Origin of the sequence: Emcibacter sp. (assembly GCF_048269205.1) — a bacterium.
GTDB lineage: Bacteria > Pseudomonadota > Alphaproteobacteria > Sphingomonadales > Emcibacteraceae > Emcibacter.
Window position 1 is genome coordinate 1 of the sequence record NZ_JBLXJC010000005.1, and the last position, 24528, is coordinate 24528.

At 51.5% G+C, this 24528-nt stretch carries 25 protein-coding genes; 17 read left to right on the forward strand and 8 right to left on the reverse strand.

Features of this window, described 5'->3' with window-relative positions; all coding sequences use genetic code 11:
• The 4 genes from ACN0YD_RS14370 to ACN0YD_RS14385 form a co-directional block, all read left to right on the forward strand.
• A partial coding sequence (locus ACN0YD_RS14370) for a TrbG/VirB9 family P-type conjugative transfer protein (protein WP_417320970.1) occupies positions 1–456 on the forward strand: 456 nt, incomplete at its 5' end.
• On the forward strand, positions 453–1073 hold the full coding sequence (locus tag ACN0YD_RS14375; RefSeq protein WP_417320972.1) for a hypothetical protein: 621 nt from the start codon (positions 453–455) through the stop codon (positions 1071–1073). The genes ACN0YD_RS14370 and ACN0YD_RS14375, both read left to right, overlap by 4 nt.
• A 25-nt stretch (positions 1074–1098) precedes the next feature.
• Complete coding sequence (locus tag ACN0YD_RS14380) at positions 1099–1725, forward strand: TrbI/VirB10 family protein (protein WP_417320973.1); 627 nt, start codon at positions 1099–1101, stop codon at positions 1723–1725.
• A 74-nt stretch (positions 1726–1799) separates the two neighbouring features.
• Complete coding sequence (locus tag ACN0YD_RS14385) at positions 1800–2900, forward strand: Fic family protein (RefSeq protein ID WP_417320975.1); 1101 nt, start codon at positions 1800–1802, stop codon at positions 2898–2900.
• A gap of 117 nt (positions 2901–3017) precedes the next feature.
• Here ACN0YD_RS14385 and ACN0YD_RS14390 read toward each other — a convergent pair whose 3' ends face one another.
• The 6 genes from ACN0YD_RS14390 to ACN0YD_RS14415 form a co-directional block, all read right to left on the reverse strand.
• Positions 3018–3419: a type II toxin-antitoxin system death-on-curing family toxin gene (locus tag ACN0YD_RS14390; protein WP_417320977.1), complete on the reverse strand. Its 402-nt coding sequence runs from the start codon at positions 3417–3419 to the stop codon at positions 3018–3020.
• Entirely contained in the window at positions 3416–3673 is a 258-nt protein-coding gene (locus ACN0YD_RS14395) for a type II toxin-antitoxin system Phd/YefM family antitoxin (protein WP_417320979.1), read from the reverse strand. The genes ACN0YD_RS14390 and ACN0YD_RS14395 overlap by 4 nt, the downstream gene beginning before the upstream one ends.
• A gap of 594 nt (positions 3674–4267) precedes the next feature.
• Positions 4268–5542: an acetyl-CoA hydrolase/transferase family protein gene (locus ACN0YD_RS14400; RefSeq protein WP_417320980.1), complete on the reverse strand. Its 1275-nt coding sequence runs from the start codon at positions 5540–5542 to the stop codon at positions 4268–4270.
• Between the two features lie 4 nt (positions 5543–5546).
• Positions 5547–6356: an SDR family NAD(P)-dependent oxidoreductase gene (locus tag ACN0YD_RS14405; RefSeq protein WP_417320982.1), complete on the reverse strand. Its 810-nt coding sequence runs from the start codon at positions 6354–6356 to the stop codon at positions 5547–5549.
• 2 nt (positions 6357–6358) lie between these two features.
• On the reverse strand, positions 6359–7516 hold the full coding sequence (locus tag ACN0YD_RS14410; protein WP_417320984.1) for an acyl-CoA dehydrogenase family protein: 1158 nt from the start codon (positions 7514–7516) through the stop codon (positions 6359–6361).
• Positions 7517–7630: 114 nt separating this feature from the next.
• On the reverse strand, positions 7631–8098 hold the full coding sequence (locus ACN0YD_RS14415; protein WP_417320986.1) for a MaoC/PaaZ C-terminal domain-containing protein: 468 nt from the start codon (positions 8096–8098) through the stop codon (positions 7631–7633).
• 288 nt (positions 8099–8386) lie between these two features.
• On the opposite strand from ACN0YD_RS14415, the gene ACN0YD_RS14420 reads away from it, so the two are divergent.
• The 10 genes from ACN0YD_RS14420 (at position 8387) to ACN0YD_RS14465 (ending at position 19525) form a co-directional block, all read left to right on the forward strand.
• On the forward strand, positions 8387–10123 hold the full coding sequence (locus ACN0YD_RS14420) for an FAD-binding protein (protein ID WP_417320988.1): 1737 nt from the start codon (positions 8387–8389) through the stop codon (positions 10121–10123).
• A 22-nt stretch (positions 10124–10145) separates the two neighbouring features.
• Positions 10146–11222 (forward strand): Rieske 2Fe-2S domain-containing protein, encoded by a 1077-nt coding sequence (locus ACN0YD_RS14425; protein WP_417320990.1) that lies wholly within the window; start codon positions 10146–10148, stop codon positions 11220–11222.
• Positions 11223–11258: 36 nt separating this feature from the next.
• Positions 11259–12428, forward strand: a complete 1170-nt coding sequence (locus ACN0YD_RS14430; RefSeq protein ID WP_417320992.1) for a flavin-dependent monooxygenase — start codon at positions 11259–11261, stop codon at positions 12426–12428.
• Positions 12429–12437: 9 nt separating this feature from the next.
• Positions 12438–13268, forward strand: coding sequence for an alpha/beta fold hydrolase (locus ACN0YD_RS14435; protein WP_417320994.1), 831 nt, complete (start codon positions 12438–12440; stop codon positions 13266–13268).
• Positions 13269–13316: 48 nt separating this feature from the next.
• Positions 13317–14204, forward strand: coding sequence for a VOC family protein (locus tag ACN0YD_RS14440; protein WP_417320996.1), 888 nt, complete (start codon positions 13317–13319; stop codon positions 14202–14204).
• A 115-nt stretch (positions 14205–14319) separates the two neighbouring features.
• Positions 14320–14922, forward strand: a complete 603-nt coding sequence (locus ACN0YD_RS14445) for a TetR/AcrR family transcriptional regulator (protein WP_417320997.1) — start codon at positions 14320–14322, stop codon at positions 14920–14922.
• A 288-nt stretch (positions 14923–15210) separates the two neighbouring features.
• A complete protein-coding gene (locus ACN0YD_RS14450) occupies positions 15211–16662 on the forward strand; it encodes a 3-oxoacyl-[acyl-carrier-protein] synthase III C-terminal domain-containing protein (RefSeq protein WP_417320999.1) in 1452 nt (483 codons plus the stop codon).
• A 3-nt stretch (positions 16663–16665) separates the two neighbouring features.
• Positions 16666–17871, forward strand: a complete 1206-nt coding sequence (locus tag ACN0YD_RS14455) for an acetyl-CoA acetyltransferase (protein WP_417321001.1) — start codon at positions 16666–16668, stop codon at positions 17869–17871.
• Between the two features lie 37 nt (positions 17872–17908).
• Positions 17909–18682 (forward strand): SDR family NAD(P)-dependent oxidoreductase, encoded by a 774-nt coding sequence (locus tag ACN0YD_RS14460; RefSeq protein ID WP_417321003.1) that lies wholly within the window; start codon positions 17909–17911, stop codon positions 18680–18682.
• Between the two features lie 51 nt (positions 18683–18733).
• Positions 18734–19525 carry an enoyl-CoA hydratase/isomerase family protein gene (locus ACN0YD_RS14465; RefSeq protein WP_417321005.1) on the forward strand — a complete coding sequence of 264 codons (792 nt, stop codon included), beginning with the start codon at positions 18734–18736 and terminating at the stop codon, positions 19523–19525.
• Positions 19526–19542: 17 nt separating this feature from the next.
• Here ACN0YD_RS14465 and ACN0YD_RS14470 read toward each other — a convergent pair whose 3' ends face one another.
• Complete coding sequence (locus tag ACN0YD_RS14470; protein WP_417321007.1) at positions 19543–20166, reverse strand: TetR/AcrR family transcriptional regulator; 624 nt, start codon at positions 20164–20166, stop codon at positions 19543–19545.
• 137 nt (positions 20167–20303) lie between these two features.
• Between ACN0YD_RS14470 and ACN0YD_RS14475 the strand changes: the two genes are divergently transcribed.
• Complete coding sequence (locus tag ACN0YD_RS14475; RefSeq protein ID WP_417321009.1) at positions 20304–20600, forward strand: DUF1330 domain-containing protein; 297 nt, start codon at positions 20304–20306, stop codon at positions 20598–20600.
• A gap of 22 nt (positions 20601–20622) precedes the next feature.
• Here the strand turns inward: ACN0YD_RS14475 and ACN0YD_RS14480 are convergent, their stop codons facing one another.
• On the reverse strand, positions 20623–21786 hold the full coding sequence (locus ACN0YD_RS14480; RefSeq protein ID WP_417321011.1) for an acyl-CoA dehydrogenase family protein: 1164 nt from the start codon (positions 21784–21786) through the stop codon (positions 20623–20625).
• Positions 21787–22060: 274 nt separating this feature from the next.
• Between ACN0YD_RS14480 and ACN0YD_RS14485 the strand changes: the two genes are divergently transcribed.
• Positions 22061–23722, forward strand: a complete 1662-nt coding sequence (locus ACN0YD_RS14485; protein WP_417321012.1) for a class I adenylate-forming enzyme family protein — start codon at positions 22061–22063, stop codon at positions 23720–23722.
• A complete protein-coding gene (locus ACN0YD_RS14490) occupies positions 23719–24513 on the forward strand; it encodes an enoyl-CoA hydratase/isomerase family protein (protein WP_417321014.1) in 795 nt (264 codons plus the stop codon). The genes ACN0YD_RS14485 and ACN0YD_RS14490 overlap by 4 nt, the downstream gene beginning before the upstream one ends.
• Positions 24514–24528: the final 15 nt, after the last annotated feature.

The window sequence follows — 24528 nt, forward strand, 5'->3', positions numbered from 1 at the left end:
TTTTCGGACCATAAGTTCCTCCATAAAATATCAATAATTCTTTTGGAGGTCCTGTCCACTTTTTTAAGACAAGTCCAGACTTACCCTCAGACCGAAATCAGGGCTCTGAAGCGCCTCAATGAGCGAAGCCGGAATTCGGCAGTTATTGATAAAGGGCTTCAACTGGAAGATCTGGATTTCTCCTACAGCATTCAGGGGGATGAACCCGACTGGCGCCCTCTGAGAGCGTTTGACGATGGCCGGAAAATCTATATCGAATTCCCCGCCACAATCGACAGAAGTGAAGCTCCACCTCTCTTTGTGCTGGGCAGGAAAGATGAAGTGGAACTGGTCAATTATCGAATGCGCGGCAACTATTATATTGTTGACAGGCTGTTTGCCAGGGCAGAGCTGCGTCTGGGCACTGATCCTCAGACCAGGGTACAGATTGTCCATCAGAGGGGGCGGCGGCAATGACGAGTATTGAAAAAGACGAGGGGGAGAGCGAAGCAGAAAAGATTGAGAAAAAATTCCAGCTTCGTGCGAAACCCAGGCCGGTTCGCCGGTTAAACAAAAAACTGATTGTTACTGTCGTGTGTCTCGCATGTTCAGGGATGCTGGCGATCAGCTTTTACGCTCTTGAACCTGGAGGGGCGTCGGAAAAATCTCCCCGGAAGGAATTATATTCTGTTGGCCGTCACGCTCCGATGGAAACTGTCTCCAGACTTCCTGCCAGCTACCAGGATGTGCCCCAGAACTTGAGAAGCAACCTGGGAAGCAATTTGGAACAGCAGAGTGATAACGTTGTTGCCCTTGGTCCGACTTATATGGGAGATACGGGTCCCGCCCTGTTCAGGGCGGAGAGCGATCTGGGGACAAACAGGCCAGAGCAAAACGACCGCTCGCAACCTTTCAGACCTTCTGTATTAGAGGAGCAGCAGAGGGCTGAAAAGTTTCAGGCTGCGCAACTGGAACGGCAGGCGAGAAATTCGGTCGTGTTCTTTTCGATAGATAATTCCTCATCAAAACGGCGTGGATTTTCAGACGCGAAGGGCAGCAAAAAACAATCCGCCCTATTCACCGTCGGGAGTTGATAACGCAGAGGCGACTAGTCAGCCCGTGGAAACATTCAACCTTCTTGCCGGAACCATCATTTCCGGTAGCCTTCTGACGGGTATCAATAGTGATTTAAAGGGGCAGGTCGTCGCTCAAATCACGGAGCCTGTCTATGACACTGTGACGGGCCAAAAGATTCTGATTCCGCAGGGTTCACGTATTCTGGGAAAATATGTGAACGAGATTGAATTCGGTCAAGACCGCGTTTTGATTGTCTGGGATCGCATCATTCGTCCAGATGGGATTTCCGTTCAGCTTGACGGAATGCCTGGAACAGACAAAGGTGGATATTCCGGACTTTCGGATCAGGTGGACTGGCATACAGACCGGTTGGTTGCTGGTGTCGGACTTGCCACGCTTCTGGGCGTCGGTACGGAGCTTGCTTATGGTAATGCCGAGGGCGAACTTGCCAGGGCAATAAGAGAAAGTTCTCAGTCAAGCCTGAACAATGCAGGTCAGAGAATAGTCGACCGAAATCTGAATATCCCGCCGACGATCACCGTTCGTGCCGGCTGGCCCATAAGGATAATCGTGACCAGGGATATAACGCTTGAAACGTTTGACGGGGCGCTTCATAAAGTCGGTTCCTCCTTTGAATCTGTGTCACGGAATTTTCCTCCACCTAGATGAGATGAGTTATAAAAACTTGATTTATAGCTCATTAATTGTCATATTATGAGTTATAAAAGAGAAAGATATAGCTCATGAAATGGAACTGGCAGCAAGAAGACTGGCCGAACTTTACCTATAAAACGGAAAAAATATCTGATTTTGAGGCCAAATTTCTCCAGCGCTCCGGCATGTTTTTTGGGGCCTATAAGCATATCACCGAAGATGAGCGTAAAGTTCTTATCGTAGATCTGATTAGCGAAGAAGCTCTGAAAACTTCAGAGATAGAAGGTGAAATGCTCAGCCGGGACAGCATTCAATCATCTATCCGTCGCCAATTTGGGTTGCAAAGCACGATTGCAAATATACCCCCTGCCGAGCAGGGCATTGCCGACATGATGGTCAATTTGTATGAGACCTATTCGGACAAGCTTACGCATCAAACACTCCATAACTGGCATAAGATGCTCACCAGGGGCAGGCGTGATCTGGAGTGTATCGGTGAATATCGAACGCATGAAGAACCTATGCAAGTGGTGTCCGGCTATCTTCATAAGCCGACTGTGCATTTTGAGGCTCCGCCATCTGCCAGAATGCAGGAGGAAATGACCCGTTTTATCGAGTGGTTTAATGACACCTCTCCCAGCGGGAAGCATCCTGTGCCTGCTTTGACGAGAGCGGCAATTACCCATCTTTATTTCGTATGTATTCACCCTTATGAAGACGGAAACGGACGTATTGCGCGGGCATTGACAGAGAAAGCGCTGGCGCAATCCATTGGTCAGCCCTCTTTGATAGCTTTGTCTCAAACCATAGAGGCTTCGAAAAAAGATTATTACCAGGCCCTGGAGGACAACAACAAGGGAACCGAGATCACACGTTGGCTGATTTATTTTGCCGAGACTGTTCTTGCTGCACAGGAGAATGCGGAAACCCTTCTGGAATTTATCATTGCCAAATCGAAGCTTTTTGACCGGCTCAGTGGATCTTTGAATCAACGCCAGGAAAAAGCCCTGCTACACATGTTCCAGGAAGGCCCCTCTGGATTTATAGGTGGGATGAGTGCGGAAAATTATATCTCTATTACAGGGGCATCCCGTGCAACGACGACCCGTGATTTGCAGGATTTGTTGGAAAAAGACGCTCTGAAGAAAACAGGGCAGCTTAAAGGCACACGATACTGGTTGAATATTTAAGTTATCCAAAGTCTGTGAAAACTGCGCACAAATTGCGCATTTTTCTCGTTTAACTTCATGAAATATATAGAGTGTTCGGTGCCTTTAGACTGTCTGATTGAAGTAATATACGGGTGGTTATTTTCGTTCTCTAGTATTGGCTTTATAGAAGGCAGCCAATTCTTCTCGTGATACCTTGCCGGCAGCGACATCTTCAAACAGTTTGATTTGTTCTTCAACAGATATAATCTGCAAGGCTTGCCCATTCAGGTGCAGGAACAGACCGGTAACGGAATAGGCCGTACGTTTGTTGCTGTCAACAAAAGCGTGATTGCGGGCAACACCTTCTGCATAAGTCGCCGCCAATATGTATAGATCATCCTCACCATAGGCATAGAAGTGTTCAGCGCGAGCAAGGGCGGATTCCAGCAAACCTTCTTCACGTATTCCGGCACTACCACCATGTCGCAAAATGGATTGTTCATGGATATAAAGCGCTTGGACTTTGCTGATCCATTTCGGTTCTTGGGAGGGGATCACTTGGCCAGGCCATCCAGTACATCACTGTGCTCTCCCATGAAGGCATCAACGTCACTTTTGAAAGTGTCCGTGACTTCGCCGTCGTAGGCATAGCGTGATTGTTTGAATTTTAGGAATTCTTTATACTCGGCAGCAGAGAGCAACACGACGCTTTCGCGGCCGTTACTTGTCACACTCACGGCTTCTCGCTGGGCCAGTTCTTTATATTGCCCAAAATTTTTCTGGAACTCAGAAGCTGTTACTGTCGTTGTCATAGTAGTTCTCCTTACATTTTTCTACTATACGCAAATTACGTAATATGTGCAGGTTCCATATTTTGTGTAATATGAGTCCCAATGAAGAAGTTCAATAAATAACGAAAATGCCGTTTTCGTTATTTATTTTTCCGTAAGTAACATGAACATTAGTCAAAGAGACGCGAGGGTAACTTGGAGAGCAATACATGGGTTTTCAAAAAGTGCGCAAAAAACGCGCACTTTCTTATTTTCATATACTGAGGAATATGGGTTTGTCGGTGCTGTTGGGCCGCACCAATATTCTTTCCCAGAAGTTCCTAAATCTTCCTAGCTCGCAGAAATTTTCAGTTTTCTGGGATTGTGACGTCCTGATATTTCCTCGGTTTTCCCATATTTCCCGAGAAAAGTGCGCAAATTTCTCACTTTTTCTGTTGAGGCGCCGTAAAATATAATGTCGGTGAAGCAGACCGGCGCACCTTCTTGATCTTTCTGAAACTTTTCGGCACTTTCCGCTTTGACCAAAGTAAAGGTAAAACAGGATTAGAAAAGCTGTAGCCAAAATATTGTCGATAGACGCGCAAGCTCCGTTCAAGTCCTGCCTCGTTATCATTTTTACGGCTTGCGTCCGGCTTTCCAGTCTTCGCTCAACTGCTCGCGAAATTTGGGTGCCGCGATGGCAATAAGCGAATGCGCGCGCTCGTCTATCGATTTATGCGCAAGGTCGGCAACGCCATGTTCTGTCACGACGTATTGCATATCTGTCCTGCAGATGGTCACCGGGCCGGACAAGTTTAACACGATGTTAGAGCGCTGGCCATTGCGACTGGTCGACTGCAAACAGATTACCGCGCGGCCATTTCTGGACAAGCGGGCGCCGCGCACAAAATCGACGAGACCGCCACTGCCGCTGATCTGGCGGCCACCAATCATCTCGGCATTTGCTTGACCGAAAAGGTCTATTTCCAAGGCGGAATTTATGGCAACCAGCTTGTCCAACCGGGCAAGTGTGTCCGGATTGTGGGTGTGCCGAACCGACCTGAAGGAAAAGTCGGGGCGGGACGAAATCCAGTCATAAAAGTCCTGATCTCCTGCGGCAACGCCCGTCACATGTCGGCCGGTGTCGATGGTTTTGCGCACTCCCGTCATGACCCCTTTATCGATCAATGAACGCACGGCCGGTGTGATCAGCCCGCTGTGCAGGCCAAGGTCGTTATGCTCGCTCAGACCGCTGACGATACATTGTGGAACGCGGCCAATGCCGTATTGAACTGTATCCCCGTCGTGCACCAGCGGCAAAACGTTCGCCGCGATCCGGTCCAACACCGCATTGGAGTCGGGGGAGGGGATTTGGGGTAATGGATAGTCAGTTTCGACCACATAGTGAAACGCGCCTAAAGGGATCCTGGGTCCGTCTACTACAGGCGGCATTGAGTGGTTAATTTCGGCGATGACAGTATGACACTGCGGGAGTATTTCAGAGACGAAATCTTCTGATATTCCGGTGCTGCAATATCCCTGTGCGTCAGGGGCGCTCACCTGAATCAACCCGATGTCGATTGTGACCTTCTGTTCAAGAAAAGGGATGATCCTGCTGTAATGAGCAGGCACAAATTCGATTGGCCCAGCCTGATAGCTTTGCCGTAAATCGGGATAGTCGAAGAATGTAGTCAGTCGGCTTTCCTGCGTGCCCGGCGATATCGGAAATTTGTTAATTCCCGGCGTCAGTGGTGAAATGTAATGAATCCCCCCCAGTGAAGCAGAGGCTTCTTGCAAGGCTTTCATGAGCCTGAGCGGCTGACCGATACTGCCCTGTACGAAAACCGTCATCCCGGGTTTGATCAGATCAGGGACGTCACTGGCGGTGATATGTGAGGTTGTTACCGACATGGGACTAGAGACTGTAGCCGCCGTCAAGGGTGAGGGTCTGGCCGGTGACAAAGCTTGCGCGATGGGACGCAAAGAACAATACGGCCTCGGCGACTTCTTCCGCCGTACCAAGACGTTTCAATGCGGAATTCCGCTTCGCCGCTTCAATATATTTTTCATCATAGGCGGTGCCGATCAGCTTTCGAAACAAACCCGCGTCTATCAGTCCCAATGCAACCGTATTCGCGCGGATTTGATTACGGCCTTCTTCCCGTGCAATTCCAGTCATCAGGGCGTCATTCGCGGCCTTGGGTATGACGGAAAGTGCATCCTTGTTGGGCCAGCGTAACAGGCCTGTGGTGCTGATCGCAACAAAACTACCGCCTTTTTCGCGCATATGGCCGAGGACGGCATGGACAACGTTAAAAAAGCCGTTGGTGTCCGCGTTCATCACTCTACTGAATTCGTCCCGGTCGATGTCACCGATAAATTTCATATCGATATGGGAACCGGAGGCATTCACAACTGTATGAATGCGGCCAAATTTAGCGATAATGTCCTTGCAAATTTCAGCGACCTCGGTGCCGTTCTCCAGGGCCATGGGATATGCTGACGCCTTGCGCCCGTATTTGGCCACAGTAGAGATAACTTTATCGGCAGCCTCTTTGTTGGTGCGATAGGTGAAAACGATGTCGGTTCCGCCTTGCGCTAGTTTTTCACAGATTGCCTGACCAATGCCGCCGCTACCGCCAATGACCAGGGCGATGCCGTCCTGGTCGGGAAAGTCCGGGCAGTGCGAAGTGTTTTGCAGGGTCTTATCGGATGTGGAAACCATGGTTAAAAACTCCTGGAAATAATTTCTTTCATGATCTCGTTGGTGCCGCCATAGATCATTTGTGCGCGGGCGTCGGTCCAGGCGCGCGCGATGGGATACTCGAGCATATAGCCGTAACCGCCGTGCAACTGGACACATTCGTCGAGCACGCGGTTCTGGAGTTCGGTGCACCACCATTTGGCCATGGCGGAGGCTTCGGCGCTCAACCCTTTCCCGGTGGCAAGGTCTATGCATTTGTCGATATAGACACGGGCGATCTGGGTCTTGGTTTTACACTCGGCGAGTTTGAACTTTGTATTCTGGAATTCCAGCAAACTTTTCCCAAACGCATTTCGCGTCTTGGTGTAGTCGACCGTATTTTCAAGAGCTATCTCACACCCCGCAACAGCACGGATGGCGATCATCAATCGCTCCCAGGCCAGTTCCTGCATGAGATGGTTTAACCCCTTGCCGAGTTGTCCAAGGAGATTTTCTTTCGGTATGCGGACATCGTCAAAGAAGAGCTCAACTGCATCCTGTGACTTCTGACCAACTTTGTCGAGTGGAAGGCTCTTGGTGACACCTTCCTGGTCCGCTTCAACAAGAAACAGGGACAAGCCGCTGGTTCCGTCGGGTTGATCGGTCCTGGCGGCCACAATGATGAGATCACAAACATATCCGTTGGTGATAAAGGTCTTGTTTCCGTTAATCACATATTCGTTGCCGATTGGGTTGGCCCGGGTCGCGATGGAACGCAGATCTGATCCGCCACGCGGTTCAGTCATGGCAAGCGCGCCGATAACCTCGCCGCGGGCCATTTTAGGCAACCAGTTTTGCTTTTGCTCTTCTGTGCCATAGCGTTCAATATAGCCGGCAACGATTTCTGAATGCATCACAAACCCGGGGCCTGCAGCGTTGGCCCGCTGCTGTTCCTCGATAAGCACGGCGCTGTATTTTCTGTCGGCCCCGGCACCACCATATTCAGGCGGCGTGGTAACGCATAAGAGACCATGTTTTCCGGCTTCCAGCCAGACCTCTCGGTCAGGATGGTTTTGCTTGTTCCACTTGTCGAGGTTTGGAATGACTTCATCGTGCATGAAGCGGCGAACCGTATTACGGAACATATCGTGTTCGCTTGTAAATATCGTGCGCTCGATGGGGAGGAAATTTGCGTCATTCACTTAAGTCTCTCCTAACTCAGAATTATTCGGCCATACCCGGTGAAGCCTTACATGATGAAGGTTTACAGGGCGATCCGGCTCATCTTAAACTCGTTTTAAGGGTCCGCTGCAGGCTTAAGACCGGTAGAAAAGTTTCCACGAAAGCACGAGGCAGGGATCGTCGTCACCGACGATGTGAACGGCAACACCCAGATCAATCATTGTTCCTCCCTTTTTTTCGGTAACTTTATCGATACGTGTCCTGCAATGGATGTGTGACCCGGCCAGCACCGGTTTGATAAAGCGCAAATGCTCTATCCCATAGTTCAGGGCACTACTGTGGCCGACAATGTTGTAACCGTCCGACCTGCAAAGCGCCGTAATAAAGGAAAGGACGAAGAAGCCATGTGCGATCGTGGTGCCTAACGGACTGTCTGTTTTTGCGCGTTTTGCATCAACATGTATCCACTGCATGTCTTCGGTTAATTGTCCAAATGCCGAAATGCCTTCCTGTGAAATCAGGCGTTGTTTGCCCCACGGTCCATATTCATCGGAAACAAGCGAGTTTAGCTTGTCAATGTCGTCAAATCTGATGGAGTTCATGTGTTTCTATATTCCAGTTCCAGGCTTGTTAATTATGTGAAATCGGAAACTGACCGGACGGGACTGTCGGCCATTTTTTAATTTCTTTGTTTCACGTCTGACGGGATTAGAACACTGGAGACCTTTCAACAAAAACTCGCTTTCACCTGCCAAATACGAGTTTGAACTGAACCCGGTCGGGTCATATTTTTAGGACAGCCAAAACAAGAATGTAATTAGATGGTTACCGCGCAGTCTCAGTGCGATCTAAGCCGTTGACACTAACTCAACATTTGTTCGGACCAAACCATGCCGCTTTCTAAGCACGACAAGAATATTGTGGGCGATGTTGCCGAAGACCTGATTTATGATGTGATTATCATCGGGTCTGGCGCCGCGGCGCTGATGTCGGCTTGTCGCTGTAGGGATCTGGGCGCAAGTGTTCTGGTGCTGGAAAAAACAGGCCGGATTGGTGGCACTTCCGCGACATCCGGTGGGGGGATATGGGTGCCGAATAATGCGCAGATGGCCGTTGCGGGCATAGCGGATAACGAAAAAGATGCTTTCGATTATCTCCGAAATGTCATTCCGGCAGACCAGATCAGCGACGACACGATCCGGACTTACATCTCCTGGTCCTCGAAAATGATTGAATATCTCGGCCAGATCGGCGTGCCCTACAGCCCGGTAAAAAAATATCCGGATTATTATCCTTCCCTGCCTGGCTGGAAGGAAGGGGGGCGGACAATGGATTGCGAACCATTTGACGGGCGAAAGTTGGGTGACGACCTTTATCTCCTGCGCGAAATGCCCCAGGCGTCAAAGGCATTTGGCAGGATCAATCTTTCGATAACCGAGGCTTCGAAAATTCAGGCCGTGGCAAAGGGCTGGCAAAAGATCGCCGCAAAAGCTGTCATCCGTTATCTGGCAGACGTCAAAGGCCGGTTGAAGGGTCGCCGGGACCGACGTCTCTGCATGGGCGAGGCGCTTGTCGGCAGGCTGCTGCTTGCCGTTCGTAAACGCGAAACAGACTTTTTGCTGAACAGTCCGGTTATAGGATTGTTCAGAGAAGACAACAGGATATGCGGTGTCGAAATAGAGCGCGAAGACGGACAACTACAGCGTATCAAATCACGCCGAGGCGTTATTGTCGCGGCCGGTGGGTTCGAGCGCAGTGCGGAGATGCGCAAACGGTATCTTGCCAATCCCACACAGCCTGACTGGTCAGCGGGTAGCCCTGGCAACACCGGCGATCTGATCACAGCCGGACAAGAGATTGGCGCGGCAACGGGCCGTATGAACGAGGCCTGGTGGGCCCCGGTCGTCCGCTGGGGTGAGAAGACAATTGTCCTGTTTTTCGAAAAATCCAAGCCGGGCCTGATCATCGTTGATCGCAGGGGACGGCGATTCATGAACGAGTCCATTACTTATAATTCATACGGCAAATGTATTTACGGGGAGGACTACACTCTGTCCGACCATGTTCCTGCCTATGTGATCTTCGATGGGCATTATCGTAAAAGATATATGTTTGCAGGTCTGTTGCAAGCAAGCATGTCGCCTGACTGGATGAACCGTAAAGCCTTTGGTCCTGACGGGTTGCTGCAGAAGGCCCCAACGTTGCGGGAACTCGCTGTCACTCTGGGGATTGATGCCGATGGCCTGGAGGCGACAGCCACGGAAGTGGCCGGTTATGCCAGAACGGGGATCGACGAGAAATTCGGGCGCGGCAGCGATGAGCACGACCGCATGTACGGAGATGAACGCGTGCAGCCCAACCCGTGCCTCGGATCAATGGCGAAGGGCCCGTTTTATGGCGCGAAATTATATCCAGGCGACATCGGTACAAAAGGTGGTCTTGTCATCAACGATAATGCGCAGGTGCTGGATGAAGACGAGCAACCCATCGACGGACTCTATGCCGCCGGCAACAGCACCGCCTCAATCATGGGTGACAAATACCCGGGGGCAGGCTGCACCCTGGGACCGGCGCTGACCATGGCCTTTCGCGCAAGCAACGCAATTATGCAATTCGACGCCGGTTAAAGGCAGAGTAAAAGGAATAAATATGGCGAAAACGAGTGATTATAAACTGGGTGAATTTGATTTTCCGCGCGGCTGGTTCATGGTCTGCGAGGCGTCGGAACTTGATAAAGGGCCTGTGCCGTTGCGGTTCTTCGGCAAGGACTTCGCCCTGTTTCGCGGGGAAAGCGGTCGGCTGGTCTGTCTTGATGCCCATTGCAAGCATATGGGAGCCCATCTTGCGGCGTCTTCAAGTGCGTCCATTGCCGCGCACGGAGAACAGATCGAGGGGGATGCGATTCGCTGCCCCTATCACGGTTGGCGGTATAACCAGGACGGTGAGCTTGATGATATTCCGGATTATGACGGTCCCTGTCCCAAGGCAGCGAAACTGAATACCCACCTTGTCCAGGAAGTCATGGGTTCAATTATGATGTGGCATGATCCCGAGGGGGGAGAGCCGGATTATGATCCGCCTCATTTGCCAGAGTGGGACATGCCGAACTGGGTGAACGGTACTTATGATCATCTTGGCACCCTGAACACGCATCCACAGGAAATTCTGGACAATATGGCGGACTCCAACCACCTCGGTCCGACCCATGGGTCGCCATGCGAATATTTTGAGAACTCGTTTGATAAGCATGTTTATCGCCAGCTTCAGGGCGGATTCCGGCGTGAGTATAACGCCAGCCTGAGAACGGATACCTGGTACACCGGTCCCGGCCTCCTTCTGTCGCGCCAGTCGATCGGGGACATTAACGGTATCGAGTTCATCTTCCACACGCCGGTGGAGGACGGGGTAACGCGGGTTTGGCACAACAATCTGTTCAAGACAGCCACTGACAGCCCGAGCGAAGAAGATGTCACTACAGCCAGGAAAATGCAGGATGAAGTCCTGGCCGCCTTCAGTCAGGATTTCGAAATCTGGTCCAACAAGGTTCCTGCGGTTCAGATCATGAGCCTGCCGATCGAGACGAATTTTCAACGGGGCCGGACCTGGTACCGGCAGTTTTACAATCCGCGAAGCCTGGCGGAAGAGTTCCACAAAAAGAACACCGGTCACTACGTTCCACAGCACAAAGCGAAACCCAACCAGGCCGCTCGTGAAGTTGGAAGATGAGCGCGTTGCGGGCTTAACATAATCTGGGAGACTATCATGCATACCACTATTTCTGAAAAGTCGAACTTTTCTCGTGAGAATGATTTCAATGTTGATCCCATTCTGGATCTGATCGAAAAGAACGGTCCACTCGGACGCAAGGAGCGCAAGATTCCTGTGGAGTCTGTAGAAGCCCTTCGTGAGTCAGGCTTTTTCCGGGCCTACCTTCCTAAAGAAATGGGCGGAACCGGAGCGACACCTCAGGTGTGGCTCAAGACGCTGATTAAACTGGCCGAACACGATATGAGTACAGCCTGGATCAGCGGCGTTATTTCGGTGCATGGCTTCCAGATTTCCTTGATGGATGCCCGCGCACAGAATGAAGTATATGGCTCTGATCCGGATGTCCGGGTCAGTAGTTCATATAATCCTGTCGGAGCGAAAACCCAGGTCACTGATGGTGGTGTAATGTTAAGTGGCCGTTGGGGTTGGAGTTCCGGCAGTGATCATTGCGACTGGGCGCTGCTTGGCTCCATCGTCGAAGGCCGGCCTCTGCTGCAGACCATGCTGGTGCCGCGCTCGGCCTATGTGATTGAGGACACCTGGCATGTCATGGGCCTGCAGGGAACAGGTTCCAAGGACATCGTGATCGAAGAGCCGGTTCTGGTGCCGGAATATCGAATTCATGCCCAGATGGACGGGTACCATTGTCTCAATGACCAGCCCGATCCTCTTTATTCCATGCCCTGGGCGCAAATTTTTGCGGCCACGGTGGCGGCCCCTTCAATTGGCGCAGCCCGACATGCGCTCAAGCTCTTTACGGCCAAAGCAGGCTCCAGCAGTACCGATCCAACCAAGCTTGTGGGAGACCCGGATATTCTGCGCCGGGCGGCCGAGGCCAAGTCACTGATTGACAGGGCGGAAAATACGCTGATCTCCAATTTTGACGCCCTGGTAAGCGCTCTCTATGAGGGACGTGAAGTGCCCCTGGTCGAGCGGGCAAGGTATCGCTATGAAACCGGATCGATCGCCACACAGATGATGCAGGCGGTGGATATTCTTTTTGAAGTTGCTGGCGGCCGCAGTGTTTTCAACGGCGCTGAAATCCAGGAAATCTGGCACGATATCCATATTACACGGGCTCATGTGGCGAACAATCCGGTGCCACTGGCACGGAACTACGGCAATCTGCTGCTCGGTGGTAAAAACCAGGATTATTTCCTCTAGGGTGAGCTCATGACACAAGATTTCCTGCCACGCGGCAATATAGTCGACGTAGGTGAGCATAAAATCCACTATCTCAGCTATGGGGAAGGGGACGCCGTAGTGCTGCTGCACGGCAGCGGCCCCGGAGCGAGTGGTTATAGTAATTTCAAACAGAATATTGACGCCATCGTTGACACTGGCCGGCGGGCGATAGTTTTCGACATGATCGGCTTCGGGTATTCAAGCAAGCCCACAGGTCGGGATTATACCACCGAATTGTTTGCCAGCACGATCACTGACGCACTGGCTGGGATCGGGGTGGAGCGCTGCGTGCTGGTCGGAAATTCACTGGGGGGAGCCGTAAGCATTCGCATCGCAATCGATACGCCGAACCTGGTGGACGGCCTGGTCCTGATGGCGCCGGGAGGAATCGAGACTTCCGAAGTCTATTATAACATGCCCGGAATCAAGAGCATGATTGCGGGGTTCGTTGGCGGAACGCTGGACTTCGAGGGTCTTCGAGCGTTACTTGAAATGCTTGTTCAGGACACGGCCTTCGTTGATGATCAACTGGTCGCTGAACGGCTTGCCATCCTTGAGACGCAGCCGGTGGAGGTGCTATCCCGTTTGGTTGTCGCCAATATGGAAGACGAGCTAGATAAGCTGCAATGTCCGATCATGGGTTTCTGGGGCCAGAACGATCGGTTCACACCAGTCTCTGGCTTCAACAAGATCATAAATGCCAACCAGAATTGTGTTTTTACGATTGTCTCAAATTGCGGCCATTGGGTGATGGTTGAACGTGCCGCCATGTTTAACAATCATCTCCAGCAGTTTCTTAATTCGCTCCCGCAAAGATAACGGGAGCACCACGCTCGAGAACTCCAGAAAAAAGAAAGACATATCACGATGAAAATCTCTAACCTCGGCTATTTGATCGTCTCTTCACAGGCCCCCGAAAGCTGGCGCACATTCGGACTGGATGTGGTCGGAACGATGGAAGTAACAGTTCCAGGCGCAGAGGTTGCCCTGAAAATTGACGAACACCCCTTTCGCTTCCTCATTGAAAAGAGCCATGAAGACCGGCTTACCGCCATTGGCTGGGAAATGGCGAACCGCGCTGATTTCGAGGCGCTTCGGGAACATCTCGCAGCCAAAGGCCTGATGATTCGCAATGGAACCGCCGAACAAGCAGTAAAGCGGTGCGTTACGGAGTTTTTTGCGACCGAGGATCCGAGTGGAAACCCGCTTGAATTCTATTATGGTCGAACCGGGTGCGGGGAGCCTTTTGTCTCACCGATCGGTGTGTCCGGATTTGTGACTGGTGATATGGGACTGGGTCATCTGGTCGTCCCTGCCTCTGGTGGCCTGGACGAAACACACTCATTCTACACGTCCATATTAGGGTTTGGTGACAGCGATAACCTGACCATTTCTTTCCCTCCCGAAGATATACCTGACATTCTTGTCCGCTTTATGCATGTGGAAAACCCGCGACATCACAGTCTGGCGCTGACAACCCTGCCGTCGCCTACAGGCATTGTGCATGTCATGCTGGAGATGGAAGATCTGGATAATGTCGGTCATTGTCTGGACCGGGTCATGGCAAATGGCATGAGTTTAATGGCTTCCCTGGGCCGTCACTGCAATGACAATATGCTGTCCTTCTATGTCAACGGTCCCGCCAATATTCCTGTTGAAATTGGTTGTGACGGCTTGCAGCTGGACTGGAGCAGTTTTGAGCCGACAGTCAGTACGGTGCCCGACATCTGGGGGCATGCCTACGTCCTGGGTTAGGGGGAACAGAGTATGTATATCTTGAGCGTGATGGATTTGATTGTAAAATTACCGGCAGAAGCTAACATGCTGCAATGGCTTTCGAGGATACTAACCAATAAGGAAAGGTGATCTGTTGCGACGTAAGAAACCTGTTCAGGAGCGTTCCAGGTTTACCTCCGATATCATTTTGGAGGCTGCCCAGATCATCCTTCTTACAGAAGGGTATGAAAGAGCGACGACGAACTATATTGCGGAAAAGGCCGGTGTGAGTATTGGTACTTTGTACCAATATTTCGCCAACAAGGATTCTATTATTTCGGCGTTGATAGAGCAGACGGTTTCAAAAGTTTCCAATGGTGTGAAAGAAGTGTTGCGGGAGTCTATGGGGCTGCCGCTAAAAGTTGCCAGCAAAAATGTGTATACGTTCCTGCTGCATAACCTTCGGGAAAATAAAGAACTTTTCTATACGTTTCCAAAGCTTTCTCCCGATCTGATTGAACTGACTAAAAACCTCTCCATTGAAAAATTCACGCATCTCACAAATAAGGCTCTGCTGGAACAGAATAAAAGCGAAATTACAACCGTAGATATCGAGAAGTCTCTGATTGTCCTGGAGGTCGCGATTCTTGCAAATTTAAGACGCTATATCATGGAAAATCCAGCTGGCATGACGGATGACGAATTCATTGACTCAATGTCACGGTTATCTACTTCCTACCTGAAATATGAAATGTAGTGCGCTCGGAACTCGCCGTAATTCCTCAGCCTGTAAGTCGCAGACATTAGCAATTTTACCTTAGCTGCAAAATGACGGTTTCCCGCCTTGCTTGGCGGGGCGCCGTTTTTGCAAAATATACCGACATTACGGGCATTCGAGCCGAAACGAGTTTTATGTGAGCGCTCCAGTTTGTAGGTCTTGAGGAAAGCGCATCTGCTGATGTCGCAACGGTTCACATCATGTTGAGGCGCCCTTCAAGGCTGTTCTCCTCAAGAGCTGACAAACAAGAAACCTGTGGAGTAAAGAATGTCGGAAATAGGTATTACTTCTATCGCGGCTTATCTTCCCAGATTGCGGCTGGCGCGCAAGGCAATCGCCGACGCAAACAAATGGGCAAACCCTGCGGTAGTCTCACAAGGTAAAGGGCACCGCACTTCCTGCACACCTGATGAAGACAGCCTGACGATGGCAGTCGAAGCCAGCCGCACCTGTCTTTCTGGAGCCGGAGGCTTTGAGGCAACAACCGTTCATTTTGCCAGCACGACCTCGCCTTTCAAAGATCGTGCGAATTCGGTGCTCTTGAGCGAAGCACTTGCTATGCCCTCAGATATTCGCTGCGCGGATTTTTCCGGTTTTCTTGGTGCGGGCGTCACGGCCCTGATTGATGCTCTGTGTAATGACCGTCGGACATTGATTGCTGCGGCGGATAAGCGTGCGGCAAAGCCGGGCTCCCCTTTGGAAATGACGTTGGGCCATGGTGCCGCCGCGGTTACCACCGGCAGCGAAAACATAATTGCACGCTTGATAGCAGACCACACCACGGCTGAAGATTTTGTCGACCATTATCGATCTTCCGGGGCTGATTTTGATTACATTCAGGAAGAACGCTGGGTGCGGGATGAAGGGCAGGTGAAAATCGCTTTGCCTGCGATCAACACGCTATTGGCCAAAGCCGGTTGTGACGGTGGCGATGTGCACCGTTTCGCCATCGCCGGTGTGAAGCCCGCCATCGCGCGCCAGGTAGCTACGGCCTGTGGAATTCCGGAGGACCGGTTAACCGATACACTTGATTCCGATTGCGGCAACATCGGTACCGCCCATGCGCTTCTGATGCTGAGTCATGCCATCGAGCAGGCGGGCCCGAAGGAACGAATACTCCTGGTCAATGTCGCACAGGGCGCACAATGTATACTTTTTGAAACGACCGACGCAATTGCACAGTGGACGCCTCCAAAACCGATCAGTGCCCAGCTGGAAAACGGTTCCGTGGATCACAATTACAATCGTTTTTTATCCTTTAACGATCAGCTTGATATGGATTGGGGCGTTCGGGCAGAGCGCGACAATCGCACCTCTCTATCAGCTTTCAACCGCCACCGTAAAACCGTCACGAGTTTCATCGGCGGCGAATGTACAGAATGCGGAACGAGGCAGTTTCCCAAGGGGCAGGCCTGCGTCAATCCCGCATGCCGCAGCTTCGACACCCTGGTCGACCATCCGTTCCAAAATAAAACAGGGAAGGTCAAGTCGTTCACCGAAGACTGGCTTGCCATCTCTGCCAATCCTCCTTTGATGTATGGCAATGTCGCCTTCGAGGACGGTGGTGTCATCATGATGGAGTTCACGGACTTCGAACCGGGCGAGTTAAAGGTCGGTCAACCGGTGCGCTTTGTCTTCCGCATCAAGGACAAGGACCCAAAACGCAAATTTCACCGCTACTTCTGGAAAGCGGCCCCGACAAATATTGTAAAGGCGTGACACATGGCAGATGGTATCAAAGATAAAGTTGTTATTTTGGGCATGGGTTGTTCGCGTTTTGGCGAACGGTGGGATTGCAGCGCCGAAGATCTTCTCGCGGAATCATTTATGGAAGCTATCGCTGATGCCGGAATTGACCGGGATCAGATTGAGGCGAGCTGGTTCGGGGTCGCTATGGAAGAACAAAACCTCGGCAAATCCGGTCTGTCGCTTTCGCAAACACTGCGCTTGCCGAACATTCCGGTAACCAGAGTGGAAAATCTTTGTGCGACAGGCTCTGAAGCCCTGCGCGGCGCGGTTTACGCCGTTGCATCGGGCGCGGTCGATATCGCGATGGCGATTGGCGTTGAAAAACTGAAGGACACCGGCTATGCCGGTCTGCCGGAACGCAGCAAGGGCACCTTTAACGAATTGTGGCAACCCAGCGCAACGGCACCGGGATCATTTGCCCAGTTCGCCAGCGCCTACACAGAACGTCACAATGTTGATATCGATACACTGAAGGAAGCCATGGCTCATGTGTCCTGGAAGAGCCACGAGAATGGTTCGAAAAACCCGAAGGCCCATTTGCGCCGTCGTCTGTCGAAGGAAGCAATCCTCAAGGCGCCCATGGTGGCCTATCCCCTGGGCCTCTTTGATTGCTGCGGTGTGAGTGACGGTTCGGCCTGCGCCATCGTTGCGTCACCTGAAATGGCCCGAAAGCTTGGACGGACCGGTGATCTTGTCAGTGTTAAATCGGTACAGGTAGCTGTCAGCAATGGCGCAGAAATGTCTCATGATTCATGGGATGGCAGCTACGCACTTACCACGCGTGTCGCCTCTCAGAGAGCTTATAAAGAAGCTGGCATCACGGACCCGCTGACTGAGCTTGACCTTGTTGAGGTGCATGATTGCTTTTCGATCACGGAGCTCGTGACTATGGAGGACCTGGGTTTATCAAAGCCGGGCGAAGGGTATCGCGACGTCCTGGCTGGCAAATTCGATGCCGGCGGGGAAGTCGCCAGCAATATCGATGGCGGGCTAAAGTGTTTCGGTCATCCGATCGGCGCCTCGGGACTTCGCATGGTTTACGAGTGCTACAATCAGTTGCTTAATCGCGCCGGCGATCGTCAGCTCAACCGTCCCGGCACAGCACTTACCCATAACCTGGGTGGTTTTCCAAATTTCAATGTGTGCAGCATTTCAGTGTTTGGTCTGTTCGGCAGCTGAACGTTTTATTCCTTCACAAATCAAAAAGAGTTCCATCATGAAAAATCCAGCATCGCTTGAAAACAAGGTCGTCATCGTTACCGGGGCTGCCCAGGGAATTGGCAAGGCACTGGCCGATCAGGCAATTCTGATGGGGGCCCGCCTCGCCGCCGTCGACATAAACGAAGCGGCCCTTCAAGATAGCTTTGGCAAGCATGACCCCGACCTGGTCAAGGTATTCGCGGGCGACATTACAGATGAAAATTTCGTTTCTGGCGTTGTCAGCGGAACAGTGGATGCTTTTGGAGATGTTAACGGGTTGGTGAACAACGCAGGAATTGTTCGCGCTGAAATGATCACGGATATGAGCATTAAACAATGGCAAGCGGTCATTGACGTAAACCTGACAGGAGCTTTCCTCTGTATGCAGGCTGTTGGGCGCCATATGGTCGAGATGGCTAAAAAAGGCAGTGCCAATCCTGGCTCTATCGTAAATATTTCATCTGTTTCCGGGCGACGTGGAACCATTGGGCAGGTCAACTACGGCGCCGCGAAATCAGGTGTCCTGGGCTTGACGATGAGTGCCGCGCGAGAGTGGGGACGCTACAATATCAACGTCAACAGCGCCTGTTATGGTTTGGTTGAAACAGTCATGACGGAGACGATCCGGCAGGAAAAATACCGCGATAAGTATCTCCAGTCGATCCCGCTAAATCGATTTTCCACACCTGAGGATATTGCGCCCGCCACATGTTTCCTGCTGTCCGATGCGGCTTCCTACATCACTGGTCAGCATATCGGCATTGATGGAGGGTTCCATATTTCATCCTAGTCAACAGGATTGAGGCCGGGTGAAGGACTTCCTTGAGGCAATGAGGAAAAAATGACGGACTTCTCTAAGAAAATCAAAAATAAACATGTCACGGGTCTCGAGCTGGACGTATCGGACGATGTACTGACGGTCAGGCTTGATCGTGAAAAGAAACGCAACTCGATAACTTACGACATGTATGACGCCATCACCGAAGCGCTCAAAATGGCGGAAAGTGAAGATGACATACGCGCTGTGCTCTTTAGTGCCAGCGGATCTATCTTTTCGGCGGGGCACGATGTCGGCGGGTTTACCAGGGGGCTTGATCTGGCTTATGACGAAAAACCTTCATACAGCTTCATGCAGACACTTTCCCGCTTTCCAAAGCTGGTGGTGGCTGCGGTCAACGGTGATGCCGTCGGTGTCGGGGCAACACTGCTGCTGCATTGTGACCTCGTCTATGCGGTTCCTGACTGCAGGATTATCTTTCCATTTATCAAAATGGGCCTGGTTCCCGAATTCGCGTCTACATATTACCTGCCCCAGCTCATCGGTTACAGCAAGGCGATGTCGCTTTTTCTTCGCGAAGGCGGGTGCACTGCGGAACAGGCGGTCGAATGGGGTATTTTCAACGAAACTATTCCCCGCACCCAGTTGCGCGATTATGTTGCGGATGTCTTAAAGGAGCTTGTGAAGCTTTCTCCTGATGCTGTCATGCAAACAAAACGACTGGCAAAAATGACGACAAAGGAACTGGTCCAGACGACGATTGCCGAGGAGGCGCAGGTTTTCCATGAACTCCTTGGTTCAGATTTCGTACGCGGCCGACTTGAAACGATACAACAAAAAATATCAGGCAAATAAACCGTTTAAGAAACTCATTATTTGGTGAGATAGCCGTAGGCCATTCGTGTCAGTTCGGTTATCAGTTGCTCTTCGGTCATATCAGTCGGGCTTTCTGTCAAAAAACATTCGATATTATGGACTGTGGATCGCACAATGAGGAGAAGAGCGGTCGGATAGTCGGTGACGGTCATTTCATCCTGATGTTGTTCGAGAAAAGCCAGATTGGTTGAATAGGTATATATATCCAACTTGATATTCTTCGTGAATTCCTTCATCTCCGGCACATATTCGATGATCTGGATAAGAATAAATGCGTTCTCCTTATAAATCTCGAAGAGCAGCTTGATGATCTGATGTAGTGCCGACTCCAGTGGCACTTCCATCAGGTCCCGCAATTGATTGCGGATCTGGGCGGCCGCGTCGTTCACGGTCTCCTGTATCAACGTTTTGATGATCGCCTGCTTGTTCGGGAAGTACTGGTAGAGAGAGCCCACACTGACACCGGCAGCTTTTGCAATTCGGTTCGTGGTGGCATTCTCGTATCCCTCCTTGATAATAAGTTGTTGCGTCGCTTGCGTAATAGCATCTGCTGTGGCAAGTGCACGCTCCTGCTTTGGCATCTTACGGCGGGAAAAGTCGTTCTTGTCATTTTCTGTCATCTTTTGCCTCCCATTTGCGGCCCTGTATTTATTCTTTCCCTTTTTCAAGCGGGACCCGGAAAGTTTCCCGGGCTATAGGCGAGTTCATAGTGAGCACACCACCTGATAACTATTATATTAAAAAGAAAGGGTGAGACATGTCAGCATATATTATCGGATCATTGATAGTAAAAGATTGGGACTGGTACCGTGAATACCGAAATGTTACCGAGCCGCTGGTCGCGAAACATGGAGGGCGTTATCTCGTTAAAGGTGGAAACCCGGAAACTGTAGAAGGTTCTGCTCCCCAGGCCCACGCGGTGGTGATGATCGAGTTTCCGGACCGGCAGTCTGCCATGAACTGGTATAACGACCCCGAATATGTCCTGATGATAGACCTGCGCCAAAAGAGTAACGTCCTTACTGAACTCATGCTTGTCGACAGCGTTGAATAAGCCGATTATGCGGGCCTGGGGGTCACTTCTTCAGTTTCAGCATGTTGCAGATGTTATTCTTCTGGATTGCCGAAGATCCACCGAGGATCGGCATTGCCAGTATATCGCGGACGTGACGTTCCATGTTGAACTCTTTTATATATCCATAAGCGCCCAACACCTGCTGACAGGACAGCACAATTTCTTTTGCGGTCTCGCAGACAAAAAGTTTGGTCATCGAGGTTTCAAGTGATGCGGCTTCATTCCGGTCGAGCATCTCCGCCGCGTGATAGGTGACGGCGCGGCAGGCGTGAAGTTTGGCTTTCGCATCTGCCAGCATATGGCGGATTGACTGGAATGCGGCGATTGGCTTGCCAAATTGCTCCCGTTCCTCTGCATAGGTCCAGGCTTCGTCCACGGCTGCAGAAGCAATGCCGAGCGCCATTGCGGCCACCTCGATTTTTTCAATATCCAGCCCTGGCCCGATCAACATGCTCCATGCATTGTTCCAGCCGGCTTCTTCTCCCATAACATGATCGAGCGGTACATTGACATCAGAGAAGGTGACGTCATAGGTGCCGGTTCCCTTCAGGCCAAGAGCGTCCTGCTCCTCAAACGTTATCCCTTCTGCAGAGGTCGGTACGAGGATGAGCGTCAGGTTTTTGTATTTGTTCTCCTTTGGTCCGGTGCGCACCAGCGTATAGATGTACTCAGAAATTTTTGCACCTGAACAAAATCGTTTGGAGCCATTGATGATCAGCTGTTCTCCATCGAGTCTGGCCGTCGTCCGTACCGCGGCGATGTCTGCACCGACATCGGGCTCGCTGATGCCGTAAGCGAAGATCATGCCGTCCTCGACAACGCGCGGCAGCAGTTCTCTCTTCTGACGTTCACTGGCGACTTCGACAAGATTAAGGCCCGCGTAGCAGGTGGATTGAATGAAAGGTCCGCCTACCGCCATGCTGCGCCCGCAAAGCATTTCTATGGCCATTATAGTAGCGCGTATATCCCTGCCGGATCCGCCGTATTCTTCCGGAACTGTCAGGCCCATCAGGCCAAGATCCGCCAGCTTACGGTGCACCTCCGCTGGAAAGTGGTTGTCTTTGTCCCATTTCCGAACGAGGTCGGCGGGCATTTCATTGTCAATAAAACGCTGCAGCGTCTCACGAAGCATCAGGATATGTTCATTCTCAGAGGAGTTGTTCATTATTTTGTCCTGTGAATAGGGGGCACACCGGGCAATTAAATTTCTGTGGATTTCCCCGTGCGGCCTTGGGTTTGCTCTGACCCTACAAACCGGCAGGTTCAATTGTAACTCGCATACTTTTCACCGTGAATTTGATGTCGCGCTTCTATCGCACAGCGAAATGAAAACGAGTTTAAGCTGAGCATGGTGCGGCATTAGGGTGAGGCGGTATTTATATTGCGGTCGGGTAGGCACACAAAACCATATTCATCCGCATGTTGATGAGAAGTGCAGAATGAATAAGAGCGTCCCACAACTATCCGAATGCTTTACCCCGCTGGGAGAATGCCAGGAGCATTGCCTTGACTTGACTGTTGGTGACGCGATCGCCCGTGCCGGTCAAAAGTGGGGTGATCGTGATGCGGTTGTCTACGGGCACCAACCTTTGATCGACGATGTAGTATGGACCTATGAAGAGCTTGATGCGACTGCAGAGCGACTTGCTGCGGTTCTTCTGGAACTTGGATATAAGCCTGGAGAGAAGGTTGCTGTCTGGGGTCCGAACCATCCGGACTGGATCCTGCTGGAATACGCCATCGCCAAGGCCGGCCTGGTAATTGTGGCGCTGAATCCGTTGTACCGTCTCAAAGAACTAAAATTCGCTTTACATGATTCCGGCGCTGCCGGGATATTCTATGCTGACCGGATCGGAGCCCATGTCCCTGACGAAACAATCTCTAAAGTGCGCGAGGAGGCCCCCTTGCTGCGCTATGCCCATTCTTTTTCCAGTATATGGAGCGATCTGTTAAAACGTGAAACCGGCAGGATGCCGAAGATCGCTGTCGATCCCGGCCAGACATTCATGATTCAATATACATCGGGCACAACCGGCGTACCCAAAGCAGTGCGCTTGTCCCATAAGGCGATTACGACCACGGCCAGGAACTCTTATTCACAGTGGCAGCTGAATGAAAATAGCCGGGTGTGCTTTGGTTTTCCGCTCTTTCATGTCGGCGGATCCGGAAATTCCGTGCCCGGCGCCTGCCTTAACGGGGCAACGGCTTTGCCGCTCTATATCTTCAAGCCTGCCATTACGCTTGATATTCTGGAGCATGAACACTGCACTGCCTTTATCGGCGTGCCAACTATGCTGCTGACCATGCTCGATGATCCAACGATTTCCGGTCGCGATTTTTCCGCGATGAAGAGCATCATCGTTGGCGGCGCGCCGGTCTCGCACGACCTTCTTCACCGCTGTCAGGATATTTTCAAGGCGGAAGTCATAAATTGTTATGGCCAAACCGAAACCTGCGGGGTGACCACCACCACCCTCTACACCGACGGTGATGAAATGAAGATCAAGACCAGTGGACGGCCTCTGGTCGGGGTTGGCGTGTCAATCCGGGATGAAGAGGGACAGGTCGTTCCCCGCGGTGAACTTGGTCAGCTTTTTTACAGGGGGCCGGGCCGGATGACAGGTTATGGCAGCGCGGACACCCCGGCGGCGGAGGGCGATGACTGGATTGCCTCGGGCGATCTCGCACGGATGGACGCAGACGGTTTTGTTGCCATCACAGGGCGCAAAAAGGAAATGATCATTCGCGGCGGCGAGAATCTCTCGCCGGTGGAGATCGAAAACTACATGAAAGAGCACGCAGCGATTGCCGATGTAGCCGTCATCGGTGTGCCCGACAAGAAATATGGCGAGGTGGCATGCGCCGTCGTGCGCCTGAGACCTGCAGCGGAAGTTACCAGCCAAGATATCCTGCAATGGTGTGGCGAACGCATTTCACGCTGGAAAGTGCCCGAGTATGTCGAGTTTGTTGACGATTTTCCAATGACTTCGTCTGGCAAAATTCAAAAATTCATTCTTCAGAAAACAATGTCAGAACGCCTCGGGGTTGCAGACCGCCAGCGACATGACAGCCTTCGAAAAAACAAGGGAAACAAAATATGAACTACGATCGTTACAAGGAACTTTCCATCGAGCAGGACGGTAACATACTGACCATCACTTTAAACCGCCCGGATGCCAAGAATGCAATTAATGAGGGACTGCACAAGGAATTCGCGAGAATTTTCGACGACGTGGACGCTGATGAGAGCGTGGATGTTGTTGTGTTGAGCGGGTCCGGCGGGGCCTTTTGTGCGGGCGGTGATCTCAACTGGCTTTTGGACATGCATGGAAATGTCGCTGAAACCAGTATCGGTATCAAGCGGGATCGTAAAATCCAGAACTCAATCCTGGATCTGGAAAAACCGATTATTGCCAAAGTCGACGGGTCGGCGATCGGCCTGGGCTGCTCGCTCGCTCTTTTCTGCGATTTCGTTTACGCCAGCGAACATTCGATTTTTGCCGACCCGCATGTGTCGATCGGTCTGGTTGCCGGGGATGGCGGGGCGGTCATGTGGCCTCAATTGATCGGGTATGCCCGGGCGCGCAAATATCTTCTGACTGGTGATGCAATCAACGCGGTCGAGGCTGCTGACATGGGTCTGATTACAGAAGCGGTTCCAGTGGGCGAACTCGACGAAATAGTCTCTAAGATGGCAAAGCGGCTTTCCAAGGGTGCCACTCATTCTATCAAGTGGACGAAGGCCGCAATCAACGCGGGCTTGAAGGTCACGGCGAATGCGGTCATCGATCGCGCGGCAGCGTTCGAAAATGTATCCCAGCTTCTCGACGACCATCGCATCGCGCTCGAAGCATTCCAGCGTAAGGAAAAGCCCAAGTTCACGGGGCGATAACAGTGTATCAGTTCA

Excerpts from the sequence above, each read along its gene's own strand:
- ACN0YD_RS14460 (WP_417321003.1), top strand. The coding sequence starts at position 17,909 with ATGAAAAATCCAGCATCGCTTGAAAACAAGGTCGTCATCGTTACCGGG.
- ACN0YD_RS14385 (WP_417320975.1), top strand. The coding sequence starts at position 1,800 with ATGAAATGGAACTGGCAGCAAGAAGACTGGCCGAACTTTACCTATAAA.
- ACN0YD_RS14415 (WP_417320986.1), bottom strand. The coding sequence starts at position 8,098 with ATGAACTCCATCAGATTTGACGACATTGACAAGCTAAACTCGCTTGTT.
- ACN0YD_RS14485 (WP_417321012.1), top strand. The coding sequence starts at position 22,061 with ATGAATAAGAGCGTCCCACAACTATCCGAATGCTTTACCCCGCTGGGA.
- ACN0YD_RS14395 (WP_417320979.1), bottom strand. The coding sequence starts at position 3,673 with ATGACAACGACAGTAACAGCTTCTGAGTTCCAGAAAAATTTTGGGCAA.
- ACN0YD_RS14400 (WP_417320980.1), bottom strand. The coding sequence starts at position 5,542 with ATGTCGGTAACAACCTCACATATCACCGCCAGTGACGTCCCTGATCTG.
- ACN0YD_RS14425 (WP_417320990.1), top strand. The coding sequence starts at position 10,146 with ATGGCGAAAACGAGTGATTATAAACTGGGTGAATTTGATTTTCCGCGC.
- ACN0YD_RS14435 (WP_417320994.1), top strand. The coding sequence starts at position 12,438 with ATGACACAAGATTTCCTGCCACGCGGCAATATAGTCGACGTAGGTGAG.
- ACN0YD_RS14490 (WP_417321014.1), top strand. The coding sequence starts at position 23,719 with ATGAACTACGATCGTTACAAGGAACTTTCCATCGAGCAGGACGGTAAC.
- ACN0YD_RS14470 (WP_417321007.1), bottom strand. The coding sequence starts at position 20,166 with ATGACAGAAAATGACAAGAACGACTTTTCCCGCCGTAAGATGCCAAAG.
- ACN0YD_RS14475 (WP_417321009.1), top strand. The coding sequence starts at position 20,304 with ATGTCAGCATATATTATCGGATCATTGATAGTAAAAGATTGGGACTGG.
- ACN0YD_RS14405 (WP_417320982.1), bottom strand. The coding sequence starts at position 6,356 with ATGGTTTCCACATCCGATAAGACCCTGCAAAACACTTCGCACTGCCCG.
- ACN0YD_RS14420 (WP_417320988.1), top strand. The coding sequence starts at position 8,387 with ATGCCGCTTTCTAAGCACGACAAGAATATTGTGGGCGATGTTGCCGAA.
- ACN0YD_RS14450 (WP_417320999.1), top strand. The coding sequence starts at position 15,211 with ATGTCGGAAATAGGTATTACTTCTATCGCGGCTTATCTTCCCAGATTG.
- ACN0YD_RS14440 (WP_417320996.1), top strand. The coding sequence starts at position 13,317 with ATGAAAATCTCTAACCTCGGCTATTTGATCGTCTCTTCACAGGCCCCC.
- ACN0YD_RS14455 (WP_417321001.1), top strand. The coding sequence starts at position 16,666 with ATGGCAGATGGTATCAAAGATAAAGTTGTTATTTTGGGCATGGGTTGT.
- ACN0YD_RS14480 (WP_417321011.1), bottom strand. The coding sequence starts at position 21,786 with ATGAACAACTCCTCTGAGAATGAACATATCCTGATGCTTCGTGAGACG.
- ACN0YD_RS14465 (WP_417321005.1), top strand. The coding sequence starts at position 18,734 with ATGACGGACTTCTCTAAGAAAATCAAAAATAAACATGTCACGGGTCTC.
- ACN0YD_RS14375 (WP_417320972.1), top strand. The coding sequence starts at position 453 with ATGACGAGTATTGAAAAAGACGAGGGGGAGAGCGAAGCAGAAAAGATT.
- ACN0YD_RS14430 (WP_417320992.1), top strand. The coding sequence starts at position 11,259 with ATGCATACCACTATTTCTGAAAAGTCGAACTTTTCTCGTGAGAATGAT.